Here is an 18,518-nt window from a genome sequence, read left to right on the forward strand (position 1 = left end):
TGAGCTCTGCTCAGCATCCTGACAGCCCGTCCCGATTTCCGAATTCGCCAAGTGCGACAACGGAAAACGTCGAAGTTGTCGGCTCCGCGCACCTGCGCCACTATTGGCTGACCGCTCGCATGTATTTCGAACCTTAAGGAACCATCCATGACCAGGTACGCACACTATGTCGGCAGTCTTCCAGCGGACCTGATGACAGGCGATCAAGCTGTCCTGCAATGGTTTGCCGATCGCACGGCAGGCTCGCCGGTTACCGCTTTGCCATGCGATCTCGACCCCGACTGGATCATCGACTACCTGCGGACACGCAAGCAGCATTCCGATGTCTTCGAGATCGTCGAGGAAGGCGGGTTCGCCGACTACAGCGACTTCCCCAGCTACGGCCTCCGGTCAGGCCGCAAGCTGGAAACACAGCATGTTTCGATGGACCGGGTCGAGCGCATCGATGCGGTAGTGGCGGCCTTCGAGTCATTGCAGCGCGAACGACCGGAATTGGCCGAGACAAGAGTTCAGATAAGCCTGCCGAATCCACTCGATCTCGCAATGTTTACATTCGCGGGCGCAGCCGTATCCGGTGGACTGCCGGTCGGAAAGGCATTGCGGCACTCCGATCTCACGGTTGCCGCGTTGCGGCAGCTGCCCGTGTTCGCCGAAGCGATGGTGCAGGAGGTATCGGAGGTAGTCGCTCGTCACGGCGACCGGATCAGCTGGCAGCTGGAGTCCCCGCTCGCACTGTTGAGCATGGTCAAAGCGACACAACTGGGTTCGCGGTGGGCGCTGGCCCCGCTGGTGGCGCGTCAGCTCGCCAGCGTCCTCGGACGGCTGCACGAGATCGGTGCGGAAACCACCGTGCACCTGTGCTACGGCGACTATCAGCACAAGAGCCTGCTGGCCCCACGCAGTCTGGCTCCCGCGGTCGGTTTGCTCAATCGCACTGCGCGACTACTGGATAGGCAGGGCACGCCACTGCCCCCGGTCCATATTCCGTGTGCGTACGGCGCCGAGCCCGCACCACTCGAGCCGCGCTTCTACGCTCCCTTGCGATCACTGGCGACCGACTGGCCAGTGATCGCAGGCGTGGTTTCGGCGGATTCTGTCGAGAACAGCGACCGAGCGCGTGCGCTTTTCGAGCAGGCGTTGGGTCGTCATGCCTTCGGCGTGGCCACCGCATGCGGTCTCGGACGATGCACCCCCGAGGTCGCCCGAATCGCCGCCGAGGCCACGGTCGCGGTGGCACGCGACGACGAGCAGACACCCGACTGAGGCACGTCGATCAGCTGACGCGGGTGCCCACTTGACAGTTCGCACCCGCGTTGCTGGCACCTGCCGTCGGCAAATGGCTTCCACCCCAGCGCAATCCGGATATTGCTCGCCGCTCGGAGCTCGCCAACCGCAGAAGTCAACTTTGCGAACGCCTCGCGCGGACCTGATTTGGGCTTTACTCTGAATTTGCCGACAGAGCGGGGTGATGCCAAGCGACAGCGAACAGCCTCGCCTGTCACGCCCAGGCGATTCCCTCCGATCGCGGCGCACGGTCTCGACGAAAAGCGCTGCGCTGATATGCATTCGCGGACACCGCGCGGCCGCATCCGATACCCGCCCAGGCGTGCTCTGTGAGGGCGGGCCGGCACAAAGGTCCGATTCGGGGTATCGGCTACCCTTCAGACACCGGTTACCACCGATTGTCTGGGAACTCCAAATCGACTCCGGCGGTTGATGATTCGACTGTTGCCGCTACAATCTGACGAGGGCGTCGCCACGGATGGCTAACGGACGGCGACGCCTCGGTCCGGGTTGATCCACCACCGTGGGACCGGAGTTGGTTCGGTTGCCGATGTGGACGCACAGTCCGTGTCGGTGTCCGCTGTTCCAAGGAGTGTGCAATGGCGAACGATCCGCATGTCCTCGTTGTCGGTGGCGGCCCAGCGGGGTCGACAACCGCAGCTCTGCTGGCTCGAGCAGGAATCCGCGTGACGCTTCTGGAACGAGATACGTTCCCGCGGTATCACATTGGCGAGTCGATGCTCGCATCGTGCCTGTCGACCCTGCGCCTTTCCGGCGCGTTCGACAAGGTCGCGGCGCATGGCTTCCAGATCAAACGGGGCGGCTATTTCCAGTGGCAGAATGATAACTGGCTGTTGGACTGGTCCCAGCTCGTCGATGCCGAAGCCTGGTCCTACCAGGTCGAGCGCGACGCATTCGACGATATCCTGTTGCGCAATGCCGCCGACCAAGGCGCGTTGGTGATCGAGAACGCCAATGTCGAGAACGTGATTTTCGATGGTGACCGCCCGGTAGCCGTGGAATGGACCGGCCCCGGCGCCAACGGCACCCAGACCACCGAGTTCGATTTTCTCGTCGACGCATCGGGACGATACGGCCTGCTGGCCAAGCGACGCTTCAACATGCGTCGGCAGCATCCCGCCTTCCGCAATGTCGCGGTCTGGTCGTATTGGGAAGGCGCGCACCTGCACCCGGACAGCCCGGAAGGCGCGATCAACGTCGTGTCCACACCCGAGGGCGGCTGGTTCTGGCACATCCCGCTGTCCAATGACCGGTTCAGCGTCGGCTACGTCGTTTCGGCCCGAAAGGCGGGCGAGCGACTACGCGAGCAGGGTCGAGATGACTACTACCTCAATACGATTCGTGACAGCAAGGCCATGAGCGCATTGCTCGAAGGCGCGAAGCAGGTCGCCGAAGTCAAAGCCGAGCAGGACTATTCCTATGTGTCGGACCGGTTCTCCGGTCCGGGCTACGCCCTTGTCGGTGACTCCGCGGCCTTCCTCGATCCGCTGCTGTCCACCGGCGTGCATCTGGCGACCTACGGCGGGCTCGTCGCCGCGGCCGCGATCGCGACCACCCTGCGTGGCGAAATGAGCGAGGCCGACGCGATGGCCTTCTACGAGCACACTGCCCGACGGGCCTACTCACGGTTCCTCGTACTGGTCTCGCGCATGTACGAGCAGTACATCGGTTCCGACGAATACTTCTCGCACGCGGACAAACTCACCGAGACGCACGACGGTGACACTCCGGAGGTGTCGTTCACCCGGATCATGGCCGGGCTCACCGATGTGGACGAATCCTCGGGACAGCAAGGGCGCACGCCAACCGACACAATCGCCTCCGAACTCAGCGAGACCGAAAAACTGCACGCGGAATCGGCCAACCTCGAGTACATGGGTCACTTGGATATGTCGGTCGTCTGGGACCACTGGCGTGACCCGCTGGCGGATACGGTGCTCGACGATGTGCGAATTACCACCGAACCGGTACTCGGCCTGACCACGCGGCCCCGCGACGCTGCGGAGGTCGCGGCCATCGCACGTCCGGTGCTGCCACCGAATGTGGCGGACGTCCCCGTGCTCTAGTTCCGGCCTTCGTGAAAACCACAGCGCGAAGTCGGACACTATGACTATCACGCGCTCCGACCCCGAGCCGCCGGGCGATTTCCCGGTCGGCGGTTCGGGTTCCCGGACAGCCACACAGCAGATCGCGCAATTCGGTCATCCAGTCACCCGGATGCTGCTGGCCAGCGACGGCTTCACCCAGCCAAGACTCGAGGCCATACTCGGCACGGATCTCCAGATACGGGTGCTGCGTCAGGATGAACTCGCTGCCGAGCAGTTGCCCCCTGCCGTCGCCGAGGCACTGCGGTTGGCCGGCCCCGACCGTGTCATCGTCCGGCGCTCATGTCTGATCAATGCCGATATGGTGACCGCATCGGTCAACTATGTCGTCGCGGTGAGCGGCCCCGCGGCCGCGGCCGGCGCCGACGATGTGCACGTGCCGATCGGGCGCGGCTTGATCTCGCGGGGTGTGTCCCAGCGACGGCATGTGCTCCGGGCGGGCCTCACGCGATGGCCCGATGGTCGCCTCTGCGCGGCGAAGGCGTATGTCATCATGCTCGGAGATCAGAGACCGCTGTGCTATATCCGCGAGGTATTCAATCCCAGCGTCGTGCCACCGGAACATGCTCCCATCTCGGATGAGGATCTGAGTTGGGCCGATGAGCCGGAATACCCCCGATCACGAGCGACCGAGCCCTCGACGGCAGGCCCGAGTGGCTGCGATACCGAATCGCCGCACACCGACGGGCCGTGTTCGCGAGCGCTGCCGGAACTGATCCATCCACGCGAATGTGACTCGCTCACTGCTGATTTGGCCGCTGCGGCGCGCGGACGCGCCTTCGCTGTACATCTCGGCGCCCGAGCCCACGGTGCCCTCGATATCGCGGCATTGCCCGCCCGCCGTGCGCTGGCGATCAGTGCTGCCGCCGTGCTGAACCACGGCCTCGATTTGCCGATCGTGACCATCGGCCAATTGCGATATGACAGCGAAACATGCCGAATACCCACCGATTTCGACACCATGGCCGCTGACCGGAAATACCGTTGGGCCGCGGCACAGCTCGAATATTGGCGCCTCGCGAACCCGCCTATCGCACTCTGCGCGCAGATGCTGCGCGGCGCCGCGGACCGCTACCCGCCGTCGGTGGTACGCGATCTGCTGGTCGAGGTCGCCTCGATGCTCCCGATCGCGGCAAGCGCACCCTCAGGCTCCCGCGAACTGTACAGTTCTATTGCACCCCTGCATATCTCGCGCACGGTCCGGTCATGCGAGGCGGATGCGACTCGGCCTCAGCAGCCCCGGCAAGAGTGGGACCGTTCGACCCAGCTGCTGTGGATCGGCGACCGAAGCCACGAATTCACCTCCCAACACTTGTCTTTCGCCGCTCAGGTACGCAACCCGCTGGCGGTAACCCTCGCACCGACCGCGACGCCGGACGATGTCGAATTCCTGTGCCGGTACCTGAATCCCACGCGTCGGCCCGGTCGGCTCACGCTTATCCCGGCGCTATCCGGCACCCGGACCGCCGCCGCGCTTCCCGCGTTGTTCGAGGCGGCTACCCGGTGCGCTACCCCGGTGGGCTGGATGTGCGATCCGATGCATGCCGACGATCCGGCCGCTGCGATCCACGCCTACGTCAACGCCTGCCGGACCACCGGCACCGCACCGGCTGGGCTGCACGTCGACACTGAACCCCGAAGTCACCTCGACACCGGGCTCGATGCCGGACGGGCATTGCACTGTGTCATCACCACACTGAGCGCGATGTGGGCAAGTTGATCGCAGGCAGCCCGTCGAACCGCCAGGGAGAAGTAAGTGCCAAGTAGTCAAATCGTCGTGGTCCTCATGGATCTCGCCCTCATCATGGCGGCGGCTCGGATCTTGGGATGGCTGGCCGAACGCGTCGGCCAGCCCGCGGTCATCGGGGAGATCACCGCCGGAATACTCGCGGGCCCGACGGTGCTGGGGCCGCATTTGTCGGACATGTTGTTCCCGCACGAGGTCCGCTCGTATCTGACCCTGCTCGCCAATGTCGGCGTCGCCGTATTCATGTTCGTCGCCGGGCTCGAACTCGACCGCGGCGTATTCGCGGGCAGCCGACGGTCTATCCCGGCGGTATCGGTGGCCGCCTACGCCGTGCCATTCATCTTGGGCTGCGGCATCGCCGCGACCGCGCTCGCGCGCCACCGCAGCGGCGACCTACCCAGCTTCACGCTGTTCATCGGCTGTGCGCTCGCGGTGACCGCCTTCCCGGTACTCGCCCGGATCCTGCAGGACCGTGGGCTGACACGCACCGGAATCGGTCAGCTCAGCCTCGCCTGTGCGGCGCTGGTCGATATCTTCGCCTGGACGGCACTGGCCGTCGTGCTGGCCGTCGCGCACCCTGGCATGGGCAGTCAGTGGCGACTGGCGCTGCTGGTGCCGGTTGTGGTGGTGACGTGGTGGATCGTGCGCCCGACATTGGCGCGAATCGCCGCCGCGGGCACTGAGCAGACAATGATCGTGATCGGTGTCGGCGGCGCGCTGTTGCTCGGCGCGATAACCGAATGGATCGGACTGCATTTGATATTCGGCGCGTTCGCCTTCGGCGTGGTGTTCCCGCGCGCTCGACGCGAAGCAGTCGAATCCGGTGCCCGGATTCTGAGCTTGGTGCTGCTGCCCGGATTCTTCGTCGTGGCCGGACTCGCGGTCGACCTCGGGGCGATCGATCGGGCCGCCATCGGCGAGTTGGTCGTGATCATGGTGGTGGCCGTCGCGGGGAAGCTCGGCAGTGTTTATTTGGCCGGGCGACTGACCGGTCTGACATCGCGATCGGCAGCGGCATTGGCAGCGTTGCTCAACACTCGTGGCTTGACCGAACTCGTCATACTCAATGTCGGCCTCAGCACCGGACTCATTGGCCCACAATTGTATTCGATACTGGTCGTAATGGCGTTGGTGACAACGGCGATGACGGCGCCACTACTGCGGCTGATCGGTGTCCACGAAACGTCACGGGGCGATTCAGCCGCGTCGGTCAACCGGTTGCCCGTGGGCGGTGCGGTTGAATAGTCGTCGACGACACGCTCGAGCCAACCGGGTCGCAAGCAGGTTCCCCGGGCGTCGCGGACTGCGCGTTGCTATGTTGCTAGCGTGGGCGAGTCGCCAGGTTCCGGAAAGGTCCTAGGAAGGGTGTGTCGTTTCGAACGCTCGACGACGCACCGCTGACCCTTACTCGAGGAACCTGCCCGCGCTCATTGATTCAGTCTTTGTCGAATTCTGTTCCACCGTTTGGAGTAACGTCTTTGACCACACCGCACACCCCCACGTCCGATCCGCACACCGGCACGACCGGAGTTTGCCCAGTTCAGCACGGATCATCGACCATAACCGGCGAGCGGATTCCGCTGTACACCCCGGAGTTCGTCGCCGATCCGCACCACGCCTACGAGGAGATGCGGCGCAAGTACGGCACGCTGGTTCCGATCGAGTTGGCCCCCGGAGTGCCGGCCACCCTCGTGATCGGCTACGCGACCGCGGTGCGAATCCTCAACGACCCCACCCACTTCCCCGCCGACCCGCGCATCTGGCAGAAGACCGTCCCCGAGGACTGCCCGGTACGGCCGATGATGGCCTGGCTCCCGGCCGCACGGAACAACGACGGGCCTACCCACATCCGCTATCGGGAACCCTCCATCGCGAGCATCGACGGAATCGATGTGCACGGACTGCCCGCGATCATCGAGCAGATCGCGATCCCGCTGATCAATACCTTCTGCAAGGCTGGAAACGCCAATTTGGTGACCCAGTACGCGTTTCCGCTCGTTCTCGGTGTCCTGAACCAAATAGTCGGCTGCCCACCCGATATCGGGCAGCGTGTCGCGAACGGCATGGCAGCGCGCTTCGACACGGTCCGCAGCGCTCAGGGCATGGTCATGCTCAAAGAGGCACTACTGGAGCTGATCCAGCTCAAACGCGAACACCCCGGCGACGACGTCACCTCACGGCTGACACACCACCCCGTCGCCCTGGATGACATGGAAATCTTCGCGCAGCTGATGAGCTTCTACGGCGCGGGATTCGAAGCGCAGCGCAATCTGATCACCAACGCGCTGCTGCTGATGATCACCGACGACCGGTTCAAGTGCGCGGATGTCCTCGGACGGAACCTGTCCACGATCACCGCGATCGACGAGGTTCTGTTCAACGACCCGCCCATGGCGAACTTCTGCACGACCTATCCGCGCCAGCCGATCATGGTCGACGATATCTGGTTGCCCGCGGACCAACCGGTCGTCATCAGCCTCACCGGCTGCAATAACGACCCGGCGATCCGCGGCGACGACGACGCCGACGGACGACGCCTCGGCAACCGCTCACACCTGGCGTGGAGCGCCGGCCCCCACGCCTGTCCGGCCAAAGGCGTTGCGTACCTGACGGTTCAGTACGCCATCGATCAGCTCTTCGACGCACTGCCCGATATCCAGCTCGGGGTGCCCGCGGATCAGCTGATCTGGCGGCCCGGCCCCTTCCATCGCGCGATGGCGGCATTCCCCGTCGTTTTCACACCGTCCGCGCCGATGAAACTCATGTAGATGTCGGCCGACAGCGGGCCGAGATCGTCGATGGTCGGCGATCTCGGCCCCTGGCCCGGGATCTCAGGCAGGCGGAAACTCCGGGAACGGAGCGGACTTCGGGAAGACGACCGGCAGCGCGGTCAACGCGCGGTGGAACGGCCCGGTGCGCCAGCCGAGTTCGGCGGCCGGGCCGGCCAACTCGATTTCGGGCAGGGCATCGAGCAGTTGGTCGATCGCATCCTGGGCGATCAGATAGGCGGCATCCTGTGCCGGGCACATGTGTGGTCCGGCACTGAAGGCCAGATGTGAGCGATTGCCGTCACGTTCGACCCCGTCGACCGCATTGATGGTGGGATCGCTGTTGCAGGCGGCCATGCTGATGACGACCGGCTGGTGAGCGGGCAACCACACGCCATTGAGCAGAATCGGTTGACGGGGATAGGAAATGCAGTAGTTCGCCAACGGCGGGTCGGTGAACAGCACTTCGTCCAGCGCATCGCGGGTCGACAGACTACCGCTGTGCATGCCCGCGGCGAATCGATCGTCGGTCAACATCAGTCGCAACGCATTGCCGATGAGATGGACCAGCGGTTCGACCCCGATCGCGTAATGCGTCACCAACTGCTGGACTACCTCTTCATCGGTCAAACCGCTCGGGTGACGCATCAACCGGGTCGTGATGTCGTCACCGGGCTCCTCCCGCTTGCGATCGACGTGCAGCCGCAGCGCCTCGTGCAGCATGCGCTCCCCCGCACCGACCTCGACCCCGGCATCGAACATGGCATCCATTGCCGCCGCGATCCGCGCGCCGATATCGGAGTCGACTCCCAGCATGGTGTTCACCGCGGTGAATACCAGCGGAAGAACATAGCGTTGCAACACATCAGCGTGTCCGTCGGCACAGAATTTGTTGATCAGCGGGATCGCGATCTGCTCGATCACAGCGTGCATGCCGAGCAGATCGACGTCATTGATCGCCGCGCTGGTGGACTCGCGATAGCGCTTGTGTTCCTGCCCGTCGGTGCGCAGGGCGTTCTCCCGCCGCTTCATCATGCCCAGTACCGGGCAGTCGGCCGGGATGTTTCGCTCCCAAGTCCGCGGATCCGCCGGGAAGTGGTCGGGATCGGTCAGAATGCGGACCGCGGTGTAGTAGCCGATCACCAGCGTGGCCGGTACGCCCGGGGCGAGATCCACGGGCACGAGCGAACCGAACTTCTTGCGCATCTGTCCGTAGGCCCGGTGCGGGTCGGCGGCGAATTCAGGGGTGTAGATCACGATGCGCGGCCCGGCACCGAATCCCGGTGAGCCACCGACCGAGGAGCGTGATTCCGGTGGGTTATGCGTGTGCGTTGCCACAGATGAACTCCGAACTTTTGAAAACTAAAGAACCTTGACAATCGAGCAGACCCAGCACTGGCCTCAGTTATGTCAGAGCAGCGAGCTTCGGCAGGTTGATGACAACGGAATGACGAACAAACTGCTCGCACGGCTTCAGTCGTGCCGATCTGCCCCACGTTGGGCAGCCCGTGTGGTGCGGGTCATGGTTACCTGCCGGTGCCCATGATCCAAATCCGTTGCCCCAGACCAGTTCTTGAGTGTCCGCCGTCATGATAGCCACCGCCCATGAGACGCGCAGCCCCAACGTCGGTTCGAGCAATCATTCGCCCGGGCTCAGCAGATCGGGGCCACGCCCGCGCGCGTCATTCGGCTCGCCGGTTGCGACGTACAGCAACCTTGCGGACCACGGTCAGGACGGTGACCACCATGATCGTCACCAGCTCCAGCAGGTTCCAGGCAATCGGATTCTCCGGAGCGGATTCGGCCGCCGCGGGCAGTGGTCGATGCGGGGTGGTGCGGATCGGCGTTTCCGGAGCGGTCGCGAGTGCCGGTGCGGCGGCGGTGAATTCCGGTGGGGGCGCTGGTGCGGGCGAAGCGGGTACCGGTGGCGCGGGCGGCGGGCCGAGCTGGAGGGGGATGCCGGGTACGGCTGGTTCGGGGGCCGGAAGTAGGAGCAGACAGGTCAGCAGTGCACTGCCGGTCGTCGCGCTGCCGACCACGACACTACCGAGCCCGGATCCGCTCGAACCGAGCGAACCGGTGCCGATCAAACCGGAGCCGGTTATGCCGCTGCCCGACATCAGACCGAGCAGTATTGTCGCGCTGCCGATTACGGCACTGCCCGTGCAGGCGGATTGGACGCTGCCGGGGTCGAGGCCGAGCGTCTCACCCGCTCCGGCCGTCGCATACGCGCGCCCGCCAGCGGGTAGGGCATCGGCTCCGATATCGACGGCCGCTGTGCCGGTCGTCGTGCTGCCCTGCTTCACATTGCTCGACATCGCTGTCCCCGGAGCCGCACTGCCGGTGGCGACACCCCTGGGTTCCAGAGCCAAGACGCCGCCGTAGACGCTACTCCCGGAATCCGCTGCGGCACTTCCGGTCCCGGTCGCGTCGAGGGCAGCACTCCCGGTGGCGATATCACCGATGACCGACCACTCGGGCCCAGTCGGATCGGCGGTCGCGGGCCCTCCCACGAATAACGGCACCGCTGCCGCCACCGCCACCGCGGCCCTTCGTCTTTGCACAACAAACGCCATGTCGCCGATATCCCATCCGTCGCAGCTCCGCAGGTCTCGAGCCGACCCGTCAGGTGATGTGCTCGTAGCGGGACATGGCGTATTCGAATGCGTCCTTCGAGACACTGTTTCCACCGGAGAACGGTCGGTCGAGGTTGTAGATCGCCAGCACCGTCGTGCCGACGACGATGCCGAGCAGCGCGGTCATCAGCAGACTGCGCCTGGTGACCTCCACCCCCGACAGCACTGCGGAACACAACAGCAGTACAGTGCCGAACCACAAAGCCGCGTAAAGGAATACGGGCATCTGGTAACTCGCGTCCATGGCCCGGTCCTGGCGCGCCTCGGCAGCCGCGTCGAGGCTGGCCATCGCGCTCGTGCGCAGATCCATGACGTCCGGATCGGTGCTATTGATCGACTCCACGGCATCTCGCAGACTGTCGAAGGTGTCCTGCGTTGGCTGACTCAGCCGCCGGTCCGCCTGCATAACCGGCCACTCCCGGGTGAGGACCTGATCGGTGTAATCCCGCACCAGGCCCTGGATCTGGCGATGTTCCCGATCCGGCATCGAATGTGCGGTCCAATATGTGTCCACCAGGGCCTTGGCCTCGGCAACGGTGTGATTGTGCGCGTTGTCGTACTCCTGCCAGCAGATCACCACCACGAAGGCGACCACCGCCAGAAACAGCGTGTTGATCAATTCCAGTACGAGGGACCCGGAGGCTTCCTCCTCGGTCGACACCCACGAATCCGGCCGCAGTCGATCTCCGATCACGAAGATGGCCACCGCGATGATCGCCGCAAGGACGGGCACGATGAATATCAACAGCATATGGCGACGCACCTCCCGAAACACACCGACCAGATCTGCGCCGCTGCTGCTCACCGAGGGCGACCAGCAGCGGCGTCGATCAACTGTTATTCGGTGCCGAGACCCGGATGGATGGTGTCCCAATACATTCCGCGTGTCGCGGACGACGGTGTCGCGGGAAGGTGCTGCTGCTCAGGGCATATCGATGATCTCGACCCAGTTGGGATCACGACCGATGCCGAGGTGGTCGCCAGCGGCCAGCACGCCGGTACTCGCGTCGATCGTGTAGCGGGTTATCGCATTGGACTTCTCGCCCGCCACTATCAGATAGCGGCCTCGGGGATCGATGGCGAACCCACGGGGTTGGGTCTCGGTCGGCGTGGACCCGATCGGCGTCAATGCGCCGGTGGTGTCGGCCACCCGGAATCCCTTGATTGTGCTGGAGGTTCGCTCGGCGACATAGAGATAGCGCCCGTCGGGCGTGATGTGCAGATCCGAGGTGGCGGGTGCGCCGCCCGCGAAATCGGCTGGCAGCACCGAATCGGAGTGCTGCAGGGTCAGTGTGCCGTAGTCGGGGTCGAAACGGTAGGTGTTGACCGTCCCGTCCAGTTCGTTGGTGGCGTAGACATAGCGGCCGTTCGGATGGAAGAGCAAGTGCCGTGGACCCGCGCCCGGTTCGGTTGCGACGGAAGCCGGTTCGTTCGGCGTCAATCGTCCGGTGCTCTCGTCGAAGCGGTACTGCAGAATGACATCACCGCCGAGTGCGGCCGCGAGCACATACCGATTGGACGGATCGGCGACGATCGAATGGGCATGCGGCGGTGTCGCGATCACCTGCAGCGGCTCCGCCGAAATCCGACCCGATGGATCTATCGCGTTCACGGAGATCTTGTCCCCGGTATAGGAGGCAGCGAGCAAGTAGCGTCCGGTTCGGTCCGTCGAGAGATAGGCCATATTGTCCGGGAGAGCAACCGTCGGTGTTGGTCGCAATTTCCCTGTCGCGGAGTCGATTCCGAATGTGGCAACCGAATACGGGGCCGATCGCAGCGATGCGTACAGAATGCGGTGGTCGCGGCTTGTTGTCAGCGGCATTACCTTACCCGACACCGAAACCGTATCCACTGGAGTAATCGCACCGGTGACATTGTCGAGCCGGAGCACGGAAATCTCGGCACTGTCGGCATTCGATACGTACACGATCGTCGTGGGAGCGGCGGGACGGTCCGCGGTGCATCCGGCAAGCGCCGCCGCGAGCAGGATTCCGGCGCTACCGAATGCGCTGCCATATCTGATGGTCATGGGACACTTCCGATTTCGGATCAGGCGTCGAATTCGATACGTCGGATGGTGCCCATACCGATCAGGGCGACGACGGCGAGCAACCCGTGTGCCGATACGAACCACAGCGCGGTATTGAACGAACCGGTCGAAGAAACCAGATAGCCGATGACGATCGGGGTGACAATGCCCGCGATATTGCCGAAGGCATTCATGGTGGAACTCACGAAGCTGACCGCCTGCGTCGGCGCGATATCGGTGGTTATCGCCCAGCCGAGGGAACCGATGCCCTTGCCGAAGAATGCCACAGTCAAGATCGCCACGATCACGGTGGTGCTGTCGCTGAAGTTGGACAGCGCGATAAGTGTGGCGAGCAACATGCCCGCGGCCGCCGGGATTTTGCGCGCCGCCGTCAGCGATCGTCCGCGACGCAACAGGGCATCGGACAGAATCCCGCCCACCAGGCCGCCGATGAAGGCCGCCAATGCCGGCAGTGCGGCGACGAATCCAACGTGCACCAGCGACAGGCCGCGGCCCTTGTTCAGATAGATCGGGAACCAGGTGATGAAGAAATAGGTCAGCGCGTTGACCGCATACTGGAAGACATAGACGCCCCACAGCGGCCGGGTGGAGAAGACGCGCACGAGCATGCGCCGATCGAGTCGCTTGCGCTGAGTCGCGTTCTCGCCCTTGGTCGTATCGAGGTCGACCAGCGCGCCACCGGCGACGATCGCATCGAGTTCGGCCGGGGTGACGCGGCGGTGTGCGCGCGGCGTATACAGCCAGCGCCACCAGAACACCGCCAAACCGAAGCCGAGCACGCCGAGCAGTACGAATACCCAGCGCCAGCCGAATTGATTGGTGACCCAGGCCATCACCGGGGCGAACATCACAGTCGCGAAATACTGCGCCGAATTGAAAACCGCTGTCGCCCGGCCACGTTCAGCGGTCGGGAACCACATGGTCGACACCCGCGCATTGCCCGGAAATGCCGGGGATTCGAATACGCCGAGCAGCAATCGCAACCCGAATACGATCGACAATGCGACCAGCACCGGGGTGGTGATCAGACCGACGAGGCTGGTGGCCGCGGTGACCAGTGTCCACAATGCCAGGCTCGCCGCGTAGACGCGCCGTGCACCGAACTTGTCCAGCAGCATCCCGCCGGGTAATTGCGCGACGACATAGGCCCAGCTGAATGCCGAGAAGATGTAGCCGAGCTGGACGGTGGAAAATCCGAGATCCGACCGGACCGCGCTGCCAGTGATCGACAGGCTGCTGCGATCGGCGTAATTGACGGCGGTGATGATGAACAACAGCCCGAGCACCAGATAGCGCGTGGGAATGCGACGCTCCGGCCGCTGTTCGGTGGGTGCCGCCATGGCGCGGGCGCCGCCATCGGCGGGCATGGTCTCACGTTTCAACATCACTGTCCTCCTGTGACCGGCCGGTGTGCGCCGGATCACCCTGCAATGGGTGTGAAAGGAGGCTAAAGGGCCGAAGCGATACCCGTCGAACACCAATTCGGTATTGAGCGATACCCAAACGAGCGGGTGCGGGTCGGACCCCACCCAGCCTGATCTGATGCCATTCGAGTATCGGTCGATTTCGAAACAGTGTTGGACCGGCATCGGGCGCCGGACCTAATCTCCAAGAAATCAGCAATTTCCGTTGCCAGGAGGATATCCGTGTCGCAGCTTTCCGCCGAGGAATTGGGACCCGCGCTAGGGCGCGGATTGCTCTCGTTCCCGGTCACCCATTTCGACGCCGAACTGAACTTCGACGAGCGGGCCTATCGGGATCACATCGGCTGGCTGTCCCGTTATGAGGTCGCTGGCCTGTTCGCGGCCGGCGGCACGGGTGAAGGCTTCGCCCTGACCGGTGCGGAGATCGATCGCGTGGTGCGCGCCGCCGTAGCCGAGACCGGTGGCCGGGTCCCGGTCATCGCGCCCGCGACAGCGGGCACCAGGATGGCGGTGGAACAGGCGCGCGCGGCCGAGTCGGCTGGCGCGGACGGAATCCTGCTGCTGCCTCCTTATCTTGTGGAAGCCTCGCCGGACGGCTTGGTCGAACATGTGGCCCAGGTGTGTGCCGCGACCTCGCTCGGGGTGATCTTCTACAGCCGCGCCAATGCCGCCTGCGATGATGTGACGGTCGCCCGGATGGCCGAGCGCAGTCCGAACCTCATCGGTTTCAAGGACGGAGTCGGCAATATCGAGTCGATGACGAGGATCTACGCCAGGATGGGCGACCGGCTGACCTACATCGGCGGCCTGCCTACCGCGGAAACCTTCGCACTCCCCTACACCGAAATGGGTGTGACCACCTATTCCTCGGCCATCTTCAATTTCGCCCCCGAGTTCGCGCTCGACTTCTATCACGCGGTCCGCGCCCGCGATCGCGCGACCGTCTACACGCACCTGCGCGATTTCGTCATCCCGTACCTCGACATCCGCGACCGCCGACCCGGCTACGCGGTATCGATCATCAAGGCCGGTCTCACCGCGGTCGGCAGACCATCCAGTCGGGTCCGCCCGCCGCTCACCGACCTGACCGAGGCCGAACTCGCGGAGCTGACCACCCTCGTGAAGACGATCGCCTGACCCCGAAGGAACACACCATGGATTCACCCATCCTCGACCGGATCACCAACGTCAAGATCTCCTCGGTCACCGTGCCCCTGCCCACCGGGATCAGCGATGCGAAGGTGCTGACCGGTCGGCAGAAACCCATGACCGAAGTCGCCGTGCTCTTCGCCGAGATCACCACTGAGGCCGGACTCGAAGGCATCGGCATCAGTTACTCCAAACGCGCGGGCGGGCCGGGACAGTTCGCACATGCCCGCGAGATCGCGCCCGCGCTACTCGGTGAGGACCCCAGCGATATCGCCAAGATCTGGGACAAGCTCATGTGGGCGGGTGCATCGGTCGGTCGCAGCGGGCTGTCAGTGCAGGCGATCGCCGCTTTCGACGTCGCTTTGTGGGATCTGAAGGCCAAGCGCGCCGGGTTGCCGCTGGCCAAACTGCTAGGTGCCCACCGTGATTCGGTGCGCTGCTACAACACCTCGGGCGGGTTCCTGCACGCACCGATCGAAGAAGTCCTCGACCGTGCAACCGAATCACTGGAACACGGCATCGGCGGTATCAAGATCAAGGTCGGACACCCCGACCACGCGGTGGATCTGGCTCGCCTCACGGCGGTGCACGAGAAGCTCGGCGACCGAGTGCCATTGATGGTCGATGCCAACCAGCAGTGGGACCGCCCCACCGCCCGCCGCATGTGCCGAGCCTTCGAACCGTTCGGGTTGGTATGGATCGAAGAACCCCTCGATGCCTATGACTTCGACGGGCACGCCCAACTCGGCGCCACCCTCGACACCGCCATCGCCACCGGCGAAATGCTCACCAGCGTCGCCGAACACACCCAACTCATCGCCGCGCACGGCGCGGACATCGTGCAACCGGACGCACCGCGCGTCGGCGGCATCACCCAATTCCTGAAGATAATGGCGCTCGCCGACAGTCAAAACCTGCAACTGGCACCACATTTCGCGATGGAAATCCACATCCACCTCGCCGCCGCCTACCCCCGCGAGCCCTGGGTCGAACACTTCGAATGGTTCGACCCACTCTTCAACGAACGCCTCGCCATCACCGACGGCCGCATGCACCTGTCATCGCGCCCCGGCCTCGGCATCACCATCAGCGACCAAGCCCGCGCCTGGACCGTCGCCGAACACACCGTTCACTCCTGAAACCCAGTTGATCGCCATGCGCTCCTGGCAGCATTCGCCGCCAGCAGCGCATGGTGATCACCCGTCGAATTCGGGCGCTTCAGGTGATCGGGCGACCGATGGCTTCGCCGGCGGCGAAGACGTTGACATAGTCGCGGAAGTGGGCGATCTGGCCGCCGCTAACGGTGAGGACGACGATATTGGGAAGCAGGAAAGGGCCGGTCGCGGAACTCGTTCCGACCACTTCCTGCTCGACGATTATCGTGTTCGGATCGGCAGTGTCGTGTATCGCGAGTGTGCGATAGGACTCGTATTTCAACGGGCTGACAGTCCAGTTCGCGACCATGAAGTCGACGATCTCCTGCCGTCCCACCAACCGTGCGGGCACACCCGGTCTGGTGAACGGGAACTCGTGCACCGCTTCCACCGCATAGAGACCGGTCATACCTTCGGCGGACTGCTCGATGGCAGCCTGCCGAAAGCGCTGCAGTATCTCGCGGGCGTCGACTTCGTTCCCGGGCCGAACCATACTGCGACTCTACTGCGTCAGTTCCAGTTGTCGATCTTCACATCATGCGGATCGGGCGCGCCTTTTCCGGTCTCCAGCAACGACTTCAGGCTCAACAGGAAAACCGCCCACTTGGTGCTGCAGTGATGCATGAATTCCACCGGCTCCTGCCAACCTTCGTGCTTGAAGAGCACGACGGCGTAGTCGTCGACCTGGTCGAGGTTCCAGTCGACGTGGGTGCCGACCCATTCTTCGGGGCCCTCGACGGCCTCCCAGCGCACGCGCTTGCCGGGGTCGAGCTCGACGACTTTCATATCGAATCCGCCGGCGTCGAAACGGAATTGGAGAACGCCGCCGATGTCATTGCCTTTGCCCTCGGTATTGGTCGCCCACCAACCGGCGAGCCCCTCGACCGTTGTCAGGGCCGTATAGACCTCGGGCGTCGACGCTTTGATTGCGACTCGATGCAGGATATCCACCATTTCGAATCCTCTTTCCAGTGTTGGATTTTCACTTCTGCTGATCTTTTGTGCGCTGAATCGCCTCGGCGATCCGCTTGATGCGCCGCAGCCGGGCATCCCATGCCGCCCCGACGGAGGACAACTGCGCGACCGCGCGGGCAAGTTGTGCCTCATCCACCCGATACCTCCGTTCCCGCCCCGCGGGGGTGGCGTGCACCAGACCGACGCGGTCGAGCACGCCCAGATGTTTCGCGATGGCCTGCCGTGTCACTGGCAGTTGCTCACTGAGGCTGGTGGCCGTGCCATCCCCGGCCGCCAGAAGCAGGTCGAGCATTCGCCGACGGGTCGGATCCCCGACCGCGGACCACAGGTCGTCGTCGACGATGGTAGTCACCGGGTCGACACCAATCGCGCGATGTACTCTCCGAGCTGCGGAACGAACCTGTCCCACCCGGAGGCGTGGTCTTGATAGGTCTCTTCCAACTTCGCAGCCTCCCAGCCCATCTCGCGGAACCCGGTCTCGGTGAGCCGAATCCTGGTGCCCGCGCCCGACGGGGTGAGCTCGAAGGTGACCAACAGCGAGTCGGCGAGGTCGGTGGACCCCTCCGGATAGCACCAGCGGAACGAGAACAGCCGGGGCCGCTCGACGGTCAGCACGGTTATCGGGGCGACATGTTCTCGGTCGCCGAAGACGAGCTCACCGACCGCGCCGGGAGTTACCTGGAAGTCGGCCGCGTCGGACCACCATTCCGAGATGTGTTCCGGGCTGCTGACCACCTCGAAGACCACCTCTGGTGAGGCGTCGACGTGGATCTCGCGTTCGATGCTGCCGTACTCCATACTCTTCCCTCCATACGCAATGATTGGTTGCACATCACGCTAGCCCACCATCCACAATCACGCAACCATCGGTTGCATGTCGGTCGACCGGGGCTCGGACAGCAGAACACCTCGACACTCCCATCACACGTGGTCAGCCGAGGCTTCGCCGGTGCCTCGCACCATCACCCGCGTTTAGTATCCGGGCGGCTCTGCCCATGCGGGGGTGCGCGGCGAGCAGGTGACGAGCATCCGATGCTGGGCAGCGCCCGCAGAGGTCGGGGATATTCGGCGAGTAGCGCCAGGTTGGCGGCGAAGTGCAGCCGCAGCCGGGCATGGAGTCTGACTCTCCGTCGATAATGAACGCCTGACGAGCTGCGCTGCGGCGGAAGTACCATCACTCGCCCTCGCCTCGGCAACTGTCGCAG

General features: G+C 64.1%; 16 protein-coding genes. 7 read left to right on the forward strand and 9 right to left on the reverse strand.

Going from position 1 to position 18,518, the window contains the following annotated elements; all coding sequences use genetic code 11:
- Positions 1 to 147 precede the first annotated feature (147 nt).
- The 5 genes from ACQP2U_RS30500 to ACQP2U_RS30520 all read left to right on the forward strand — a co-directional run bounded on the left by ACQP2U_RS30500 (position 148) and on the right by ACQP2U_RS30520 (position 7,925).
- Positions 148 to 1,263 (forward strand): hypothetical protein, encoded by a 1,116-nt coding sequence (locus ACQP2U_RS30500; RefSeq protein WP_433710628.1) that lies wholly within the window; start codon positions 148 to 150, stop codon positions 1,261 to 1,263.
- Positions 1,264 to 1,883: 620 nt separating this feature from the next.
- Entirely contained in the window at positions 1,884 to 3,371 is a 1,488-nt protein-coding gene (locus tag ACQP2U_RS30505; RefSeq protein ID WP_433710629.1) for an NAD(P)/FAD-dependent oxidoreductase, read from the forward strand.
- A 40-nt stretch (positions 3,372 to 3,411) separates the two neighbouring features.
- Positions 3,412 to 5,130, forward strand: a complete 1,719-nt coding sequence (locus ACQP2U_RS30510; RefSeq protein WP_433710630.1) for a 3-deoxy-7-phosphoheptulonate synthase — start codon at positions 3,412 to 3,414, stop codon at positions 5,128 to 5,130.
- A gap of 36 nt (positions 5,131 to 5,166) precedes the next feature.
- Positions 5,167 to 6,402, forward strand: coding sequence for a cation:proton antiporter (locus tag ACQP2U_RS30515; RefSeq protein WP_433710631.1), 1,236 nt, complete (start codon positions 5,167 to 5,169; stop codon positions 6,400 to 6,402).
- A 233-nt stretch (positions 6,403 to 6,635) separates the two neighbouring features.
- On the forward strand, positions 6,636 to 7,925 hold the full coding sequence (locus ACQP2U_RS30520) for a cytochrome P450 (RefSeq protein WP_433710632.1): 1,290 nt from the start codon (positions 6,636 to 6,638) through the stop codon (positions 7,923 to 7,925).
- Positions 7,926 to 7,988: 63 nt separating this feature from the next.
- On the opposite strand, the gene ACQP2U_RS30525 is transcribed toward ACQP2U_RS30520, so the two are convergent.
- The 5 genes from ACQP2U_RS30525 to ACQP2U_RS30545 all read right to left on the reverse strand — a co-directional run bounded on the left by ACQP2U_RS30525 (position 7,989) and on the right by ACQP2U_RS30545 (position 13,996).
- Positions 7,989 to 9,263 carry a cytochrome P450 gene (locus ACQP2U_RS30525; protein ID WP_433710633.1) on the reverse strand — a complete coding sequence of 425 codons (1,275 nt, stop codon included), beginning with the start codon at positions 9,261 to 9,263 and terminating at the stop codon, positions 7,989 to 7,991.
- A gap of 344 nt (positions 9,264 to 9,607) precedes the next feature.
- Positions 9,608 to 10,489 (reverse strand): hypothetical protein, encoded by an 882-nt coding sequence (locus ACQP2U_RS30530; protein ID WP_433710634.1) that lies wholly within the window; start codon positions 10,487 to 10,489, stop codon positions 9,608 to 9,610.
- Between the two features lie 61 nt (positions 10,490 to 10,550).
- Positions 10,551 to 11,366, reverse strand: coding sequence for a DUF4239 domain-containing protein (locus tag ACQP2U_RS30535; RefSeq protein ID WP_433710635.1), 816 nt, complete (start codon positions 11,364 to 11,366; stop codon positions 10,551 to 10,553).
- Positions 11,367 to 11,483: 117 nt separating this feature from the next.
- Positions 11,484 to 12,590, reverse strand: coding sequence for a lactonase family protein (locus ACQP2U_RS30540; RefSeq protein ID WP_433710636.1), 1,107 nt, complete (start codon positions 12,588 to 12,590; stop codon positions 11,484 to 11,486).
- A 20-nt stretch (positions 12,591 to 12,610) separates the two neighbouring features.
- Positions 12,611 to 13,996: an MFS transporter gene (locus ACQP2U_RS30545; protein ID WP_433710637.1), complete on the reverse strand. Its 1,386-nt coding sequence runs from the start codon at positions 13,994 to 13,996 to the stop codon at positions 12,611 to 12,613.
- 261 nt (positions 13,997 to 14,257) lie between these two features.
- Between ACQP2U_RS30545 and kdgD the strand changes: the two genes are divergently transcribed.
- On the forward strand, positions 14,258 to 15,172 hold the full coding sequence (kdgD, locus tag ACQP2U_RS30550) for a 5-dehydro-4-deoxyglucarate dehydratase (protein ID WP_433710638.1): 915 nt from the start codon (positions 14,258 to 14,260) through the stop codon (positions 15,170 to 15,172).
- Positions 15,173 to 15,189: 17 nt separating this feature from the next.
- A complete protein-coding gene (locus ACQP2U_RS30555) occupies positions 15,190 to 16,323 on the forward strand; it encodes an L-talarate/galactarate dehydratase (RefSeq protein ID WP_433710639.1) in 1,134 nt (377 codons plus the stop codon).
- A 79-nt stretch (positions 16,324 to 16,402) separates the two neighbouring features.
- Here ACQP2U_RS30555 and ACQP2U_RS30560 read toward each other — a convergent pair whose 3' ends face one another.
- The 4 genes from ACQP2U_RS30560 to ACQP2U_RS30575 are packed head-to-tail and all read right to left on the reverse strand — an operon-like array spanning position 16,403 to position 18,111.
- Complete coding sequence (locus ACQP2U_RS30560; RefSeq protein WP_433710640.1) at positions 16,403 to 16,831, reverse strand: nuclear transport factor 2 family protein; 429 nt, start codon at positions 16,829 to 16,831, stop codon at positions 16,403 to 16,405.
- Between the two features lie 17 nt (positions 16,832 to 16,848).
- A complete protein-coding gene (locus tag ACQP2U_RS30565; protein ID WP_433710641.1) occupies positions 16,849 to 17,292 on the reverse strand; it encodes an SRPBCC family protein in 444 nt (147 codons plus the stop codon).
- 28 nt (positions 17,293 to 17,320) lie between these two features.
- Positions 17,321 to 17,665 (reverse strand): ArsR/SmtB family transcription factor, encoded by a 345-nt coding sequence (locus ACQP2U_RS30570; RefSeq protein ID WP_433710642.1) that lies wholly within the window; start codon positions 17,663 to 17,665, stop codon positions 17,321 to 17,323.
- Positions 17,662 to 18,111: an SRPBCC family protein gene (locus ACQP2U_RS30575; protein WP_433710643.1), complete on the reverse strand. Its 450-nt coding sequence runs from the start codon at positions 18,109 to 18,111 to the stop codon at positions 17,662 to 17,664. The genes ACQP2U_RS30570 and ACQP2U_RS30575 overlap by 4 nt, the downstream gene beginning before the upstream one ends.
- Positions 18,112 to 18,518: the final 407 nt, after the last annotated feature.

It is taken from the genome of Nocardia sp. CA-084685, from assembly GCF_050955785.1.
Lineage (GTDB): Bacteria > Actinomycetota > Actinomycetes > Mycobacteriales > Mycobacteriaceae > Nocardia.